Origin of the sequence: Chryseobacterium sp. MIQD13 (assembly GCF_050496705.1) — a bacterium.
Taxonomy (GTDB): Bacteria; Bacteroidota; Bacteroidia; order Flavobacteriales; family Weeksellaceae; genus Chryseobacterium.
Genome location: NZ_JBNWAF010000002.1, coordinates 159,030 through 175,919, shown reverse-complemented (window position 1 = coordinate 175,919; position 16,890 = coordinate 159,030). Strand labels below are relative to the sequence as shown.

At 36.4% G+C, this 16,890-nt stretch carries 12 protein-coding genes; 8 read left to right on the top strand and 4 right to left on the bottom strand.

Features of this window, described 5'->3' with window-relative positions; translation table 11 throughout:
• Window positions 1–165 precede the first annotated feature (165 nt).
• The 4 genes from eno (at window position 166) to ACQWU4_RS07840 (ending at window position 6,503) form a co-directional block, all read left to right on the top strand.
• The gene (gene eno, locus ACQWU4_RS07855) at window positions 166–1,458 is read left to right on the top strand and encodes a phosphopyruvate hydratase (RefSeq protein WP_429935232.1); all 1,293 of its coding nucleotides are present in this window, start codon (window positions 166–168) and stop codon (window positions 1,456–1,458) included.
• An 83-nt stretch (window positions 1,459–1,541) separates the two neighbouring features.
• Window positions 1,542–2,828: a citrate synthase gene (locus tag ACQWU4_RS07850; protein WP_429935231.1), complete on the top strand. Its 1,287-nt coding sequence runs from the start codon at window positions 1,542–1,544 to the stop codon at window positions 2,826–2,828.
• A gap of 169 nt (window positions 2,829–2,997) precedes the next feature.
• The gene (locus ACQWU4_RS07845) at window positions 2,998–4,059 is read left to right on the top strand and encodes a helix-turn-helix domain-containing protein (RefSeq protein ID WP_429935230.1); all 1,062 of its coding nucleotides are present in this window, start codon (window positions 2,998–3,000) and stop codon (window positions 4,057–4,059) included.
• 80 nt (window positions 4,060–4,139) lie between these two features.
• Window positions 4,140–6,503 carry a TonB-dependent receptor domain-containing protein gene (locus ACQWU4_RS07840; protein WP_429935229.1) on the top strand — a complete coding sequence of 788 codons (2,364 nt, stop codon included), beginning with the start codon at window positions 4,140–4,142 and terminating at the stop codon, window positions 6,501–6,503.
• 38 nt (window positions 6,504–6,541) lie between these two features.
• On the opposite strand, the gene ACQWU4_RS07835 is transcribed toward ACQWU4_RS07840, so the two are convergent.
• Window positions 6,542–6,703 (bottom strand): hypothetical protein, encoded by a 162-nt coding sequence (locus ACQWU4_RS07835; protein ID WP_429935228.1) that lies wholly within the window; start codon window positions 6,701–6,703, stop codon window positions 6,542–6,544.
• Between the two features lie 314 nt (window positions 6,704–7,017).
• Between ACQWU4_RS07835 and ACQWU4_RS07830 the strand changes: the two genes are divergently transcribed.
• The 4 genes from ACQWU4_RS07830 to ACQWU4_RS07815 all read left to right on the top strand — a co-directional run bounded on the left by ACQWU4_RS07830 (window position 7,018) and on the right by ACQWU4_RS07815 (window position 11,280).
• A complete protein-coding gene (locus tag ACQWU4_RS07830; protein ID WP_429935227.1) occupies window positions 7,018–7,932 on the top strand; it encodes a dimethylarginine dimethylaminohydrolase family protein in 915 nt (304 codons plus the stop codon).
• 66 nt (window positions 7,933–7,998) lie between these two features.
• On the top strand, window positions 7,999–8,406 hold the full coding sequence (locus ACQWU4_RS07825; protein WP_429935226.1) for a four helix bundle protein: 408 nt from the start codon (window positions 7,999–8,001) through the stop codon (window positions 8,404–8,406).
• A gap of 57 nt (window positions 8,407–8,463) precedes the next feature.
• Complete coding sequence (gene ctlX / locus ACQWU4_RS07820; protein ID WP_429935225.1) at window positions 8,464–9,387, top strand: citrulline utilization hydrolase CtlX; 924 nt, start codon at window positions 8,464–8,466, stop codon at window positions 9,385–9,387.
• A 132-nt stretch (window positions 9,388–9,519) separates the two neighbouring features.
• Window positions 9,520–11,280 (top strand): discoidin domain-containing protein, encoded by a 1,761-nt coding sequence (locus tag ACQWU4_RS07815; RefSeq protein WP_429935224.1) that lies wholly within the window; start codon window positions 9,520–9,522, stop codon window positions 11,278–11,280.
• Window positions 11,281–11,337: 57 nt separating this feature from the next.
• Here ACQWU4_RS07815 and ACQWU4_RS07810 read toward each other — a convergent pair whose 3' ends face one another.
• The 3 genes from ACQWU4_RS07810 to ACQWU4_RS07800 all read right to left on the bottom strand — a co-directional run bounded on the left by ACQWU4_RS07810 (window position 11,338) and on the right by ACQWU4_RS07800 (window position 16,890).
• Entirely contained in the window at window positions 11,338–12,219 is an 882-nt protein-coding gene (locus ACQWU4_RS07810; RefSeq protein ID WP_429935223.1) for an alpha/beta hydrolase fold domain-containing protein, read from the bottom strand.
• Window positions 12,220–12,300: 81 nt separating this feature from the next.
• The gene (locus ACQWU4_RS07805; RefSeq protein WP_429935222.1) at window positions 12,301–14,607 is read right to left on the bottom strand and encodes a TonB-dependent receptor domain-containing protein; all 2,307 of its coding nucleotides are present in this window, start codon (window positions 14,605–14,607) and stop codon (window positions 12,301–12,303) included.
• A 51-nt stretch (window positions 14,608–14,658) separates the two neighbouring features.
• Window positions 14,659–16,890 (bottom strand): TonB-dependent receptor domain-containing protein, encoded by a 2,232-nt coding sequence (locus ACQWU4_RS07800; RefSeq protein WP_429935221.1) that lies wholly within the window; start codon window positions 16,888–16,890, stop codon window positions 14,659–14,661.

The window sequence follows — 16,890 nt, the reverse complement described above, 5'->3', positions numbered from 1 at the left end:
ATATTCATTCTCCAATCAAATATTGATTGGAGTTTTTTTGAATTATTACCAAATATTAAAGCTCACTTTTTTCATCAGGTGAGTTTTTTCATTAAATTTGTAATCAATATACATTAATAATAAACAACTTGAAGCGCTTGCGGATGGTTTTAAAACTAAAAAAATATGAGTGCAATTTCTTTTATAGAAGCGAGACAAATTTTGGATTCAAGAGGTAATCCTACCATTGAAGTGGATGTATTTACAGAAAGCGGAGCCATGGGACGTGCTGCTGTACCTTCAGGGGCATCTACAGGTGAACATGAGGCAGTGGAATTACGTGACGGTGGTTCAGATTTTATGGGTAAAGGGGTCCTGAAAGCTGTTGAAAATGTAAAAGAAGTAATTGCAGAAAACCTAATCGGACAGCCGGTTTTTGAACAAAACTTTATCGATCAGGTAATGATTGATCTGGATGGAACTCCGAACAAAGGAAATCTTGGTGCCAATGCAATCTTAGGTGTTTCTTTGGCTGTAGCAAGAGCTGCTGCTGCTGAATTGAGAATGCCTCTATATAAATATGTAGGTGGTGTTAATGCTAATACACTTCCTGTTCCTATGATGAATGTAATCAACGGTGGATCTCACTCAGATGCTCCTATTGCATTTCAGGAATTTATGATCATGCCGGTAAAAGCAGACTCTTTCTCTCATGCATTGAGAAAAGGAACTGAAATTTTCCACAACCTTAAATCTATTCTTCATTCAAGAGGTCTTTCTACAGCAGTAGGAGACGAGGGAGGTTTTGCACCTACTTTCAAAGGAACTGAAGATGCTTTGGATACATTGCTTCAGGCAATCGAAAAAGCAGGTTACAAGCCAGGCGACGATATCATGCTTGCTCTTGACTGTGCAGCTTCTGAATTCTATAAAGACGGGATTTACGACTACAGAAAATTCCAGACTCCTGATGCAGCTCAGTTCTCCAGCAGCGAGCAGGTTTCTTACCTTGCAGAATTGGCAGCTAAGTATCCTATTATCTCTATCGAAGACGGTATGCAGGAAAACGACTGGGAAGGTTGGAAAATGCTTACCGATAAAATTGGAGATAGAGTTCAGCTTGTAGGAGACGATTTATTCGTAACCAATGTAGAAAGACTTTCAAGAGGAGTAAAAGAAGGTATTGCCAACTCAATCCTTGTAAAAGTAAATCAGATCGGTTCTCTTTCTGAAACTATGGATGCCGTACAAATGGCCCAGAACAACAGATTTACTTCAGTAATGTCTCACAGATCAGGAGAAACTGAAGATTCTACAATTGCTGACTTAGCTGTAGCAATGAACTGCGGACAGATCAAAACAGGATCTGCTTCAAGATCAGACAGAATGGCAAAATACAACCAGCTTTTAAGAATTGAAGAAGCACTGGGTGATACTGCATTTTTCCCAGGTCTGGATGCATTTAAAATTAAAAGATAATTGAATTTATAAATAACGGCAAGCGATAATTTTTGTTTGCCGTATTTTGTAATAAGTAGTATATTTAGAAAAAAAATAAATAAATGTCAGACAACAAAGTAATATTGAATTACGACGGTAATTCATATGAATATCCAATCGTGGATAGTACTATCGGAGACAGAGGAATTGATATTTCAAAATTAAGAGACCAGACAGGTTTGATCACTCTGGATTTAGGTTACAAAAACACCGGAGCTACTATTAGCGACATCACTTACTTAGATGGAGATAAAGGAGAATTATTCTACAGAGGTTATCCAATCGAGCAGATTGCTGAGAAATCTAACTTCACAGAAGTAATGTACCTTTTACTACATGGTGAACTGCCTACTCAAGAACAATTCGGTTCTTTCAACAACAACATTAAAAAATATAACTTTATAGCAGACGAGATGAAAAAAATCATCGATGTTTTCCCTCGTTCTGCCCACCCTATGGGAGTTTTATCTTCTTTAACTTCCGCTTTGACAGCCTTCAACCCGAAAGCAGTTAACGTAAACTCTAAAGAAGAAATGGATCATGCTGCAGAATTGATGATTGCCAAATTCTCTCATCTTTGCGCATGGACCTACAGAAAAACTCAGGGTCTTCCGCTTAATCACGGAGATAACAGCCTGAACTATGTAGAAAACTTCTACAAAATGGCATTCAGATTACCAAATGAGGAATTTGAAGTAAATCCGGTAATTGTAGATGCTTTGGATAAATTATTAATCCTTCACGCTGACCACGAACAAAACTGTTCTACTTCTACTGTAAGAATGGTAGGTTCTGCTCATACAGGTCTTTTCGCTTCTATTTCTGCAGGTGTTTCTGCACTTTGGGGCCCTCTTCACGGAGGTGCAAACCAGGCTGTAATCGAAATGCTTGAATTAATTGATCAGGACGGAGGAGACGTGAATAAGTGGGTTGCTAAAGCAAAAGATAAAAACGACAGCTTCCGTTTAATGGGCTTCGGACACAGAGTATATAAAAACTTTGATCCAAGAGCAAAAATCATTAAGAAAGCAGCGGATGATATCCTTAACGCATTAGGAATCCAGGATAAAGCCCTTGATATTGCAATGCAGTTGGAAAGAGTAGCTCTTGAAGATGAATACTTCGTAGAAAGAAAACTATATCCAAACGTAGATTTCTATTCAGGTATTATCTACAGAGCTTTAGGAATTCCTACAGAAATGTTCACTGTAATGTTTGCATTAGGAAGACTACCGGGATGGATTTCTCAGTGGAAAGAAATGAGACTGAAAGGAGATCCTATCGGAAGACCAAGACAGGTTTACCAAGGTGCTCAGAAAAGAGATTACATTGATATTGCAAACAGATAATCACTGTTCTTATTATAATCAAAATCCCAAAGCTTGCTTTGGGATTTTTTATTTTAAGCTATTGTCTTTTTTATAAAGTTGGAATTGATAATTTTATTAAATTTACTCTCATAAGTAGATAGCTATCAATAGATTTCATAATCTATAATTAAAAACAAAAACAAATACAATGACTTTCGGACAGCAGATGTTATTTTTTTTCAGTGCAGTAGGGGCCTTTAATGGGTTGTTGCTTGGAATTTACTTGTTGTTTGTCAAAAAACTTAAATATATTCCTGACTTCTTTCTGGGGCTTCTTTTATTCACACTCAGTATAAGAGTAGGGATTTCTGTCTGCATCTATTTCTATCCGGACTGGCCGAGAATTATTCCGCACCTTGGAATGTCAGCATTATTTTTTACGGGACCGGCTTTATATTACTATATCAGATCATCATTTTTGAAGGAAGAATTTGATCTAAAACAATGCAGAATGTCTTTTGGTGTCCTGACATTGGTACTTGGAGCAGTTGGATTACTTTATCTCTTCTTTCCGGTTACCTGGGACAGATATTTCGGGACATTTATTTATACTGTTTGGTCAGTATTTGTCTTGTTTGCTGGGTATCAGTATTATATTTTATCAAAGCAGACGACCAGGAACCCCAATCAGTTTATTCTCCCGGTACTTATCAGCAATGTGATTATTTTTTTGGTGTATCAGTTGATTTCTACAGGCTGGGTCCAGATTTACTGTGCAGGAGGAAGTCTTGTGTTTTCATTTGTGCTGTATGCCAACTTTTTAATTTTGTTCAGTAAAAAAGGGAATCCGGATGCTGTAAAAGAGATCCCTAAATACACCAATAAAAAAATTTCAGAAGAACTTGCAGACAGTTTTGTTTCAAAGCTTGAGAGATTGATGATATCCGAAGAATTATACAAAAATCCAAATCTGAAATTAAGCGATCTGGCCATAAAGATGAATATGTCTGCCCATCAGCTTTCCCAGTTGTTGAATGATAATCTGGGTAAAAGCTTTTCCACTTACATCAATGAATACAGGATCAGTGAAGCCTGTGAAAAAATAGAAAACGGCTCCTTCCTTAAGATTGAAGAGATTGGCTATGAAGTTGGTTTTAACTCTAAGTCTACTTTCTTTTCCACATTTAAAAAAATAAAAAATACGACACCTCTTTTATATAAACAATCACAAGTTCCTCCTGAAGCCAGGTTTCAGAGTTCAGAATTATAATTTCGTACTGCGGAATTTAAACTTCAAAACCTTATTTTTTATACACGCCATTACTTTTGATTTCATAAAATTTAGAATTTATGAATATCAAATTATGGATTTTTCTGCTGCTTGTATTTCTCTCCCTCTTCGGAAAAGCTCAGAAAACCGTACAGGGGAAAGTTGAGGATTCGGAAACGAAAATGGCTGTTTTTCAAGCTGAAGTTTCCCAGTTAAATAAATCAGACCAGAGTGTCATTCAAAAAAAATTGACAGATTCCTCCGGTCTCTTCAGGCTAAATAATATAGCTGCAGATTCTTATTGGGTGGTTCAGAAAAAAGGATATGAAAAAAAGGAATTTAATAAAATTGAAGACCTTTCTTTGATTGAATTGAAACCTGTAGCAGAAAATATCTCCGAAGTAGTAATCCGCTCAGCGGCCAGAAATATCAGGCTCAATGGGGGAAATATTGTTATGGGTGTTTCAGGAAATAAAGACTTTAAAACATCAGCTAATCTTCTTGAGGTTTTAAGGAAGACTCCGGGCATTTCCATAGATCAGGAAGGCAGTATTCTGATGGGAGGAAGAATTACCCCCGCAGTGTTTATTGATGGAAAACCTGTTACTATGAGCAGTCAGGAACTGCAGGCTTATCTTCGTTCATTACCGCCGGAAACGGTAGAATCGATAGAAGTAAATGCCAATCCTTCTTCAAAATACGATGCAGAGTTTAAAGGAATTATTGATATAAAACTGAAAAGAAACGGGAATCTTGGCTGGAAAGGAAATTACAACGGAAATGTATATGCTAATAAGTTCAGCTACAGAGAAAATTCCTTAAACCTTTCTTATAACACAGAGAAAACAGCGTACAGCCTGCAAGCAAGCTATAATAACGGTATTTCTATTTATCGGTATAATGCTTTACAGAAACTTGCCAATACTAATGTCATGCGTACAAGTACCTACCAGGAAGATGAAGGAAAAATGTACAGTATTCAGGCAGGAGCAGATTTCAGGGTCAATGATAAAAATAGAGTGAGCATCAATTTAAGGGGGAATTTCAGAAGTAATGACCGGTTTCGTTCAGGCTCACTTTATACCACGAATAAAGATGAATCCCAGCTGATCTTTAATACAGAAAGTGAAAATCCTACATATTATTCTCAGGAAAATTATGGAATAACCGCAGATTATTCATTTCAGAATAAAGGTTTTAAACTGAGTTTTTTAGGAAATTATCTTTCTGTCAAAAATATCCAGACAGATGATTTTATTAATAAGGATAAGCCCACATCTCAACTTTTGTCCTACTGGAAATCGGACTTACTTAATAAAATTGATATTCAGACTGCTCAAATTGATATTTCCCAAAAGATAGGAAATGCAGACATCGAAACCGGAATGAAATATAGCCGTTCTGATACCAATAATAATATCAGGTACGATACTTTGTCTGTAAATAACAGTTTTGTATTTGATCCTGAGCGAAGCAATATGTTTTCGTACAAAGAGAAAATATGGGCAGGCTACATTTCGTACAGGCAAAAATTTGGAAAACTGCAGGTCAATGCAGGACTGAGACTTGAGAATACGGAAAGTATCTCGGATGCAGTTACTAAAGATTCTGTGGTGTCAAGAAATTATCTGGAATGGCTGCCTTCTTTCAGTACAGCATATGCTTTTAATAAATCCAATGAACTGTCACTTTCGTACAGCAGAAAGATAACACGGCCCGTGTTTTCACAGCTCAACCCGTTCAGGTTTTATTTCAGTCCGTTGAACTATTGGATCGGAAATCCTTATCTGCAACCTTCTTTCACCAGCCAGATCAAGCTTACATACCGTTATAAGAATTGGGTTACCAGTTTTATAGTAGGAAAAGAAAAAGATGTGATGACCCGCTATCCGATTTACAATCCAGAGACCAATGTACTGGAATATCTTGGAACCAACCTGCCTTACCGAAAATTTGCCTCTGTAGAGACCAGTTTCCCTGTGAAAATAACTAAATGGTGGAATATCACTACACAGATTGCAGGGTACTACAACGATGAATTCAGACCGTATCTGGGTGAAGTTTTTGCTTTGAAAATATATAATTATGAACTGAGAGTGAATCAGGTTTTCTCATTACCAAAAGGATATACTGTTAATCTCTTTGCGAATTATGAATCCAAAACCGGAAACAGCCTGTACATTATAAAGCCAAGATATACAGTCGATCTATCTGTACAGAAATCATGGTTTAACAATACATTGAATACAAAGATAAGCTATAATAATATTTTTGATTCCTACGATCAGCGCTTGGAGTTCAGGCATAAACAGATTATGGATAACCGTTTTACCCATTGGTGGGACAGCAGTCGCCTGATTCTTTCAGTAGGATACAGCTTTGGAAGTTCAAAATATCAAGGCAAAGAACTTCAGAAAACGGAAGAAGAAAACAGGGCCAGATAAAAGAAAACCTGCTTATTAAAAGCAGGTTAATTCTTCTATTAAGGACAAACACAGTTTCCGCATGTCCAGATATAGCATTTTCCGTTCTCATCCCATTCGCAACAGTATCTTTCTCTGATGATACCACTTCCTACAATTGATTTTTGCTCATCTCTACCTAATTTTTTTGCATTTTTCAGCATAGAATTTTTCTTGTTCATGATTTTGATTTTTTGGTGTTAATAATTAAGTTTTAATTTATAATTCTATTGAAATTATATCACTAAGATATGAATTTATTTTATGCGATGTAATATTTTTTTATTTCTTATATAGATGAAAAATAGTCAGTTGTAGATAATTAATATGGAAAATGCAAAGTGAAGATATATTCAAAAAAATGAAATTTTCTACTGAAATATAATACAGCAGGTTAAAAATAAGCAGTATTAAAATCAAATTTGATGCATAAAACAAATCAAAAGTTTTCCAGATAGAGACCTTTACTTATATTTGTAGTATTGCATAAATCTTTATGAGACTAAACATTAAAAACGAAACGGGCAGGCTGAAATCAGTTGTTCTAGGCCAGCCTAATTCAATGGGAGCAGTTCCCACATTAGAGGAGAGCTATGACGCCAAGTCATATTACTCCATCGAACACAATATGTATCCCAAAGAAGAGGATATTATCAACGAAATGAATGCTTTTGAGGCAGTATTGAAGAAATATGATGTAGAAGTACTTCGCCCAAGCATCATCAAAGACTACAACCAGGTTTTTTCAAGAGATGTAGCTTTTGTGATTGATGATAAAATGATCATTTCAAACGTAATTGCAGACAGGGCTGATGAGCAGGACGCTTATAAAAAAGTTTTTGAAAAAGTAGCGTGGAGAAAAATCATCAATCTTCCCGAAACTGCTCATATTGAAGGCGGCGACGTAATCGTATGGGACGATTTCCTTTTTATCGGAACATGTTTCAGTGAAGATTACAGAAACTATAAAACTGCAAGAACCAACGAATATGCCATCGAAATTTTAAAAGAATATTTTCCTAAGAAAAGAATTATCGACCTGGAACTCAAGAAAAATGACAGGGTTCCGTTTGAAGGAATTTTACATCTCGACTGTACATTCAATCCGGTAGGAAAAGATAAGTGCCTTATTTATAAAAATGGGTTTGTAGATGAAAGTGATTATCGACTGATAATTGATATTTTTGGTGAAGAAAACTGTTTCCACCTTAATGATGAAGAAATGTTTGAGATGTTCCCGAATATTTTCTCTATTTCTCCTGAAGTTGTGGTGTCAGACAAAGCCTTTACAAGAATGAATAACCACCTGAGAAACGAGTGGGGAATGACTGTGGAAGAAATCCCTTACAGAGAAATTTCAAAAATGGGCGGGCTTTTAAGATGCTCTACCATGCCTTTGGTGAGAGAGTAGGGGTGTTTTAGAGTTTTAGAGTGGGGAGTATGAGAGTGTTTATATTTGATTAAATAAATTATACATATGCCATCAATTAAATTTCATCAGGATTTAAAAGTTTTTCAAAAATCTTTTGAGACGGCTATGCTTATTTACGAATTCTCAAAATCCTTTCCCAAAGAAGAACTCTATTCTCTTACAGATCAAATTAGAAGATCATCAAGATCGGTTTCAGCTAATATCAGTGAAGCTTGGGGTAAAAGAAAATATGAAAAATCTTTTATTGCTAAGTTAACTGATTCTGAAGGTGAAGCAAGAGAAACGCAGACTTGGCTTCAGTTTGCACTTGCTTGCAATTATATTAGCGAAGAAGAATTTAATAATTTATATAACCAATATAATCAAATCATAGGGATGTTAGTCATTATGATTAGTCAGTCTAAAAAATGGTGCTCATTCTCTTCGGAAAACAAACAAGAAGATAATTCATGACACTATTACACTAAAACTCTCTGACTCTCAAACCCTAATCACTCAAACTTAGAAACAATGCAGACAACAGATACAGTATTAATGATAGAGCCGATTGCATTCGGGTACAATGCAGAAACAGCTGAAAACAATTACTTTCAGGTGGAACAGAAAGATTCAGACGTTCAGTCCAAAGCTTTGGCAGAATTCAACACCTTCGTTGGAAAGCTGAGAAGTAAAGGAGTGAATGTTATTACCATAAAAGATACTTTGGATCCTCACACACCGGATTCCATTTTCCCGAATAACTGGGTAAGTTTTCACAAAGACGGAAAAGTTGTTTTATATCCTATGTTCGCTTCAAACAGAAGAGTGGAAAGAAGAGAGGATATTATTGAAAGTATCGAAAACCAGGGCTTTGAAGTAGCTGAAATTGATGACTGGTCATTTTCTGAAACTCAGGGGCATTTTCTGGAAGGAACGGGTAGTATGATCTTTGACCACGACAATAAAATCGCTTATGGTTCCGTTTCTTTAAGACTTGATGAAAATTTATTCAGAGAGTTTTGTGAAAAATACGGATTTAAACCAATAGTTTTCCATTCTTACCAGACCGTAGGAACAGAAAGACTTCCGATTTACCATACCAACGTTATGATGTGTGTTGCAGATAAATTTGTAGTGATTTGTCTGGATTGCATCGATGATGAGCTGGAAAGAGAAAAAGTGACTGAAACGATTAAAAACTCAGGAAAAGAGATCATTGAAATTTCAGAAGAGCAGATGCAGCAGTTTGCCGGAAATATGCTTCAGGTGCAGAATAAGGACGGTCAGAAATTTTTGGTGATGAGCCAAACGGCTTACCAGTCATTGTCATCTGAGCAGGTTGCTGCCATAGAAAAACATTGTGAAATCATTTATTCCGATCTGAATACCATTGAGGTAAATGGTGGAGGAAGTGCCAGATGTATGCTTGCTGAGGTTTTCCTTCCCAAAAAATAATTATTTAATAAAATTTATTTGAAATATTTTCCGGCCTTGTTACAAGGCCGGATTTTTTTGATCTGATTCATTAGCTCAAATTGAGACAAAAACAAAAAAAGTTACCTAAATTTGTTCCTTAAGCAAAAAACTATGAAGATACAGCAGTACTTTTTACCATTCGCTGTTTTGTTGGGAATATTCGTTGGCGCCCAGCAGAAAACATTCTGTAATCCCATTAATATTGATTATGGTTATACGCCTTTTGAAGTATTCTCAAAACAGGGGAAACATCGTGCTACGGCTGATCCTGTGATCGTTAATTTCAAAAATAAGTTATTCCTTTTCTCTACCAATCAGGAGGGATACTGGTATAGTGATGACATGCTGGACTGGAAATTTGTGAAAAGAAAATTCCTGAGAGACAATAAATACATCCACGACCTGAATGCTCCGGCAGTTTGGGCGATGAAAGATACTCTCTATGTTTACGGATCTACATGGGAACAGGATTTCCCAATCTGGAAAAGTACCAATCCTACCAAAGACGACTGGAAAATTGCAGTGGATACTTTAAAAGTTGGTGCATGGGACCCTGCATTCCATTATGACGAGGATAAAAATAAGCTGTATCTGTATTGGGGATCAAGTAACGAATGGCCGTTACTGGGAACTGAAGTGAAAGTTAAAAATCTTCAGTCGGAAGGCTTTGTAAAACCTATCATTAAGTTAAAACCTGAAGATCACGGTTGGGAAAGATTTGGAGAATATAATGATAACGTTTTTCTGCAGCCTTTTGTAGAAGGAGCCTGGATGACAAAGCACAACGGGAAATATTATATGCAGTACGGAGCTCCGGCTACAGAATTCAGTGGATATTCAGACGGAGTATATGTCAGCAAAAATCCTCTGGAAGGTTTTGAATATCAGCAGCACAATCCTTTTTCCTATAAACCGGGAGGTTTTGCAAGAGGAGCAGGTCACGGAGCTACTTTTGAAGATAATTATAAAAACTGGTGGCACGTTTCAACCATTTTTATTTCCACCAAAAATAATTTTGAAAGAAGATTGGGAATCTGGCCGGCAGGATTTGACAAAGATGATGTAATGTATACCAATACGGCTTATGGAGACTATCCGACTTTCCTTCCGCAGTATGCACAGGGAAAAGATTTCTCAAAAGGACTTTTTGCGGGCTGGATGCTTCTGAATTATAACAAACCGGTTCAGGTTTCTTCCACTTTAGGAGGTTATCAGCCGAATTTGGCAGTAGATGAAGATATTAAAACCTATTGGAGTGCAAAAACAGGAAACTCAGGAGAATGGTTCCAGACAGATCTTGGCGAGGTTTCTACCATCAATGCCATTCAGATCAATTATGCTGACCAGGATGTTGAATTCATGGGTAAAACTTTAGGTAAAATGCACCAGTATAAAATTTATGGTTCTAATGACGGGAAGAAGTGGAACGTTGTTGTAGATAAAAGTAAAAATACCAAGGATGTTCCTCACGATTATGTAGAACTTGAAAAATCTGTCAAAGCAAGATTCCTGAAAATGGAAAACCTTAAAATGCCTACCGGAAAATTTGCATTGAGTGGTTTCAGGGTATTTGGAAAAGGAGAGGGAGAAAAACCTAAGAAAGTGGAAGGATTTGTTCCTTTAAGAGCTGATCCTAAAAAGTACGGCGAAAGAAGAAGCATCTGGATGAAATGGCAGCAGAATCAGGATGCTGACGGATATGTGATCTATTGGGGAAAATCTCCGGATAAATTATACGGTAGCATTATGGTGTACGGAAAGAATGAGTATTTCTTCACAGGAGCTGACAGAACAGATTCTTACTATTTTCAGATTGAAGCTTTCAATGCCAACGGAATTTCAGAAAGAACAGAGATTGTAAAATCTGAATAGAGGCCATAAAAACATTCAAAATAATACTATATAAACGCTTTGATAATTTCAAAGCGTTTATTGTTTGTCCAGCTGTTTTAAAAAAGTGTCAATTTTATTGATCAGGAACTGGTCTTGTGGAGTTTTATCCCAATCCAGATGGCCGCCATTGAATTCATAGGTTTCATGTTTTATTTTATTTTGAACTAAAGCAGAATCCAGCTTTTTCATTTGAGATAAAGGAATGACCTGATCGCTGTTTCCATAAAAAGAGATCGTGGGTGGAGATGTTTCATTAATCCAGAAAACAGGACTCGGAATATCTGACCTGGTAATGTCTGTTGGAGTAGGTTTTGAGGAATCAATCATATGTTTTTCCACAAAAGAATAATCGGAGTATTTCCTGAAATCAGCACTGCTTAAATCAGCGGGTCCTACAATATTTACAATTGCTTTTACTTTTGTCCTGTGCTTATCATCAAAAATACGATTATACCCATATAACATAGATAAATGCGCGCCAGCACTATTGCCAAGCAAAATAAATTCTGGTTTAAATTTCATTTCCGCAGATTTTTTAACCAATACATCTAAAGCATTATCAATGTCTGTTGTCTGGTTGGGAAGAATAAAAGAATGTTCAGTCGCCAGCCTGTAATTCATATTGGCAAAAACATAATCAGGAAATCTTTTCATCATTGAAAGGGTAAAAAACGTCAGATTGGATTTATCGCCGCCTCGCCAGCCTCCTCCATGAATTATTACAAATATCCCTTTTATTGAGTTTCTGTTTTCAGGAATATAAAGATCCATCACTTGTTCAGCATCATTATCATAATGGATATTTTCTTCTTTTTCAAAGCTGATATTTTTACCCAATGTCACTTTTTTCTCCTTACAGCCGGCAGGGAGAGCACACATTAAAAGAAAGCACAGAATGATTATGAAACTTTTATACATATTATAAAGATAGAAAAACCCGTCGGAAATTCCGGCGGGCTTTTACCACAAAAAATAATTGAATATGAAGAAATGATAGTTCTATCTTGTTCTGCTTTTGATATCGTCTGAGGCGCCTTCTATATCCCTTACTTTTTTTACTTTCTGGTTTCCGAAATTGTAAGTAAGGCTTGCCATTACACTTCTTCTGTACTGGTCGTTTCGGATAAAGTTATAATTTCCGTTAGGCTGGTAGTCTTCAATTTCCACGATGTTGGTTCTTAATACATCGTTGAGGTTTACAGCAAAAGTCCAGTCGTTCCAGTTTTTCTTGATGCTCAGATCAAGGCTCATCAGATTTTTCAGCATTCCCAATTCAATCTGCTGCTTATCCACGAAAAAGTAATTTACTCCCAGGAACCATGTTTTCTTTTTGTCCAAACGAAGCGTGTTGTTGCTGGTTACAATGAAACTTGTTGATTTTACATGATTGGTATATACTAAAGGATTTCCTTCTTTATCTACAAAAGTCTCACCTGTTGTAGGGTCTTCGGCTAAAGAACCATTGTTGATATTATGCTGAATTCCCGCGTTGAAATTCAAGGTTAAATACTGCTTGAAGAAAGTCTTCTGAATTCCAACCATAGCGGACATTTCCTGTCTGTCCCCAAAATTGGTTCTTATATAGCGCAGTACAGGCTGATTGCTTACCTCTCCGGCGACTGTCTTCGTATATCCCTGCAAAGGAACCTGTGTGATCTGGTCTTTGAGATAAGAGTGATTCAGAATCAGGAAATACGAGTTTTTATACATATAGGTCAATTCCTGGTTGTAAGTAGATGAGGCTTTTACAAAAGGATTGTTTTGAGTATAATTAAATTCAGTAATATAATTCCTTACGGGGTTCAGTTCCCAGAAGCTTGGTCTTCTCATTCTGCTTGAAAATGAATAAGATATATTGTTCTTATCATTAATCACATAGTTGAAACTTAAGTAAGGTAAGAAATTATTGTAATCTCTTTTAATAACCTGATGTCTTTGGGATTCCGTAATATTGGTAGGGCTGTCTGCTGTTCCCAGACTTTTGGTGATCTCATATCTGGCTCCCACCTTTCCGGAGAATTTATCGGAGAACTTCTTTTCAAAAGTTAAATAAAGTCCGTAAATATTCTCATCATAGATAAAATGGTTGAGTTCCGGTGAAGTCGTTACTCCGGTCAGATTTCCCTGAGGGTCGTAATTATAATCGTAAGTAAGATTCTTGGTATCGTTATCCGTTTTTGTTTTATTAAAGTTTCCTCCTGCCGAGAACGTGAAATCATTTTTCAATTTCTGGATATAATCCACTGTTCCGGAGAAATTATTAATGATCTGGGGAATGTCCTGAACAATTGTTTTTCCCGTTCTTGAAAAATCATCCCAGTTAGTGATGCCCGGAAGCATTGTATTGTTCTTTGAAAACTGGAATCTTTTGTAAATAAGATAGGCCGCATTTACATTTAATTTACTTCCGAGAGAGTCAAGTTTTAATTCATAGTTCAAATTGACCGAGTTATTATAATTTCGGGCATCTTCTCTGTTTTTTGTTCTTGTATAGCTGGTTTCCAGAATACCTTTGTCATTAGGCTGAATCAGGGTGTTAAAAAGATCAATGGTAGAATTATAGCTTCTGTTTGCCCAGGAATTCCATGATAAAGCTAAATTGTTTTTGTCATTAAGCTGGTAATCAATATTCAAATACCCGCCGATGTTTTTATTCGGATCATCAATATCACCTACAGATTCATTTTTCATCTGATCCGTTCCGTTCCTTAAAATATAGCTCTGAGGCTGGATATTTTCACCGCCATTCAGATTGGCACTGATTCCTAGTTTATCTTTACGGTAATTCACAGAAAAGCTGGCCTGGCTTGCATTATATTTATTCTGAGTATTGGAAAACCGCATATTACCATTAGTACCGTCGCTCATTTTTTTCTTCAGGACAATATTGATGATCCCGTCAGAAGATTCCACCTGATATTCACTTCCGGGAACCGTAATCACCTCAATTTTCTGAATGTTTTCTGCAGGTGTATTTTTCAGGAACTGAGCCAGGGATTCAGCATCCATATTGGTTTTTCTTCCGTTGATGTAGATCAGCGCATTGTTTTTTCCTGCGATCTTTAACGTTTTATCATCTGTGGAAGAAAGAAGAGGAGTCTGTTTCAAAAGGTCGAAAGTAGTGTTTCCTTTGGCTACCGGAGAAGCTGCAACGTCATATACAAAACGGTCGCTTTGCTTTTTAAAAACCTGTTTCGTAAGGGTTATTCCTTCTATGGATTTCGTTTTTACGGTATCGGATTTTTTTTCCTGGGCAAAAACTACACTTCCTGAGATAGCTGCTGCCAATATGATTATCTTTTTCATGATCGTTCTTATTTAAGTGTGGTGATGTGGTTGTAATTTTTTATAACAGTCTTAAGTCCTTGATTTTATGGCGTCGTTGGCTGATTTCATTTCTCTTGCTTTTTTAAGCTTCTGGTTTCCAAAGTTGTAAGTAACTCCGATGTTCAGAATTCTAGGATATTCGAAGTTGACAACATTGTTATAGCTTCCGTCAGGCTGTACCCCCTGAATGCTGTTAAAGTTTTGATTGAATAAATCATATACTTCAGCTACAAAAGTCCAGTTACCCATGATTTTCTTTAAGCTTACATCAAAGCTCTGTCTTACACCAAGAGTTCCGCTTTCAATTTTCACTTTGCTTCCGTAATAGTAATTAACTCCCAGGAACCAGTCCTTATTTGAAGAAAGACGGATGGTGTTGTTGATATTACCGGACAGGTTGAAATTTTTAAAATCAATTACATAAGGATTTACAACCTCTGTCTGTCCCGGAACCGGAACCGAAGTGGGATCTTCCGATACCGTTCCTTTATAAATGCTGTATCCTAAATTCACAGAATAATTAGTTGTCCAGATCTCTTTGAACCATGATTTGTTCATTCCTAAGGTCAGCCCGAACTGCTTGTTGTTTCCATAGTTGGTTCTGATATATCTTAAGAATTTTGTAGTTACCATCACAGGATTTCCGTTCACATCCTTCTCAGGTTTGGTTACCGTCCCCTGAAGCGGGATCTGGTTGGAAGCATCTTCTACATAGTTGAAACTCAGATTGGCAAAAAATGCATTTTTGTACATATAGCTGATTTCCTGATTGTAAAATTTGGAAGCCAGTACGAACGGATTGTTCTGTGTATAATTATTAGGAGTAAAATAAGTTCTTGAAGGATTCAGTTCCCAGAATCTAGGTCTTCTGATTCTGCTTGAAAAGCTGTAGCTAAGGTTATGATCTGAACTGATGGCATAATTCAAATTAAGATAGGGTAGAAGATTATTGTAATTTCTGTCAAAACTTGTTTTTCCGATAATCTCACCGCTGCTTCTTGTCATTTCATAACGGGCTCCCACTTTTCCTGAGAATTTTTCGCTCAGTTTTCTTTCGTAGGTAAGATAAGCTCCCAGAATTCTTTCTTTATAGATGAAGTGGTTCGTTTGGTTTACATCATTGACGATTATATTATCTATAATATCATCCTGTCTTGTATCATTATCCGTATTGGTATGGTTGTAACTTACTCCCATCAGCCATGTATTGCCTTTAGACGTTTTCTTTAAATAGTCAATATTTGCTGCATAATTGTTAATAATCTGCGGAACTGACTGCTGTAAGGCGCTATATTCATTTTTAGGATCATTATTTAGCGGAAAACTTTCATTGATGCTCATTTTATCCCTGTTAAACCATAAATAAGAAACGTTGGAAGTAATTTTGCTCCCGATAGAATCTGTTTTTATTTCATAGTTTAGATTGAAAGAGTGGTTTCTTGTCTGGGCATCTTCGTTATTTACAGTTCTGTTTACGAGAGCACCATTCTGCCAGTTCGTTACATCAAGAATAGAATTGAAGCTCTTATTATATCTCATATTGTAAGTAAACCCTAAACTGTGTTTCTTATTGATTTCATAATCGATATTCACACTTCCGCCTACATTTTTATTCGGATCATCGTTGTAACCTAAAGACTCATTTCTAAATGTGGAATCTCCGTTAGACAGAGTATATCTTTCTCTGTCTGTCCAGCTTCCTGTATTGAAATTTGAATTGACAGACCATTTATTTTTTCTGAAATTGAAAGAAACACCTGCAGAAGGATTGTTATAATAAGCCTGCTCATTATTCATTTTCAGTGTTCCGTTGTAGCCATCATTTTTATTCTTTTTCATCACAATATTGATGACCCCTTCGTTGGATTCTACCTGAAATTCACTTCCGGGAGTTGTGATTACCTCAATTTTCTGAATATCTTCAGATGGAGTTCCCTTCAGCATTTCTATCAAAGCTTCAGCATCCATATTGGTTTTTTTGTTGTTGATGTAAACCACTACATCAGATTTTCCCATGATCTTCAGTGACTTTCCATCAATACTTGAAATCATTGGAGTTTGTTTCAGAAGGTTGAATGTATTTGTTCCTTTTGCAATAGGAGAAGAAGCTACATCATAAATGAAACGGTCACTTTGCTTCTTGAAAACCTGCTTCTTGATATTGACAGCTTCAATGTTTTTTACTTTCAGGGTATCTTTTGACTGCTGAGCAAATGCAAATCCACTGAAAAATAAGGCGGCAATTAGAATCTGAGTTTTCAT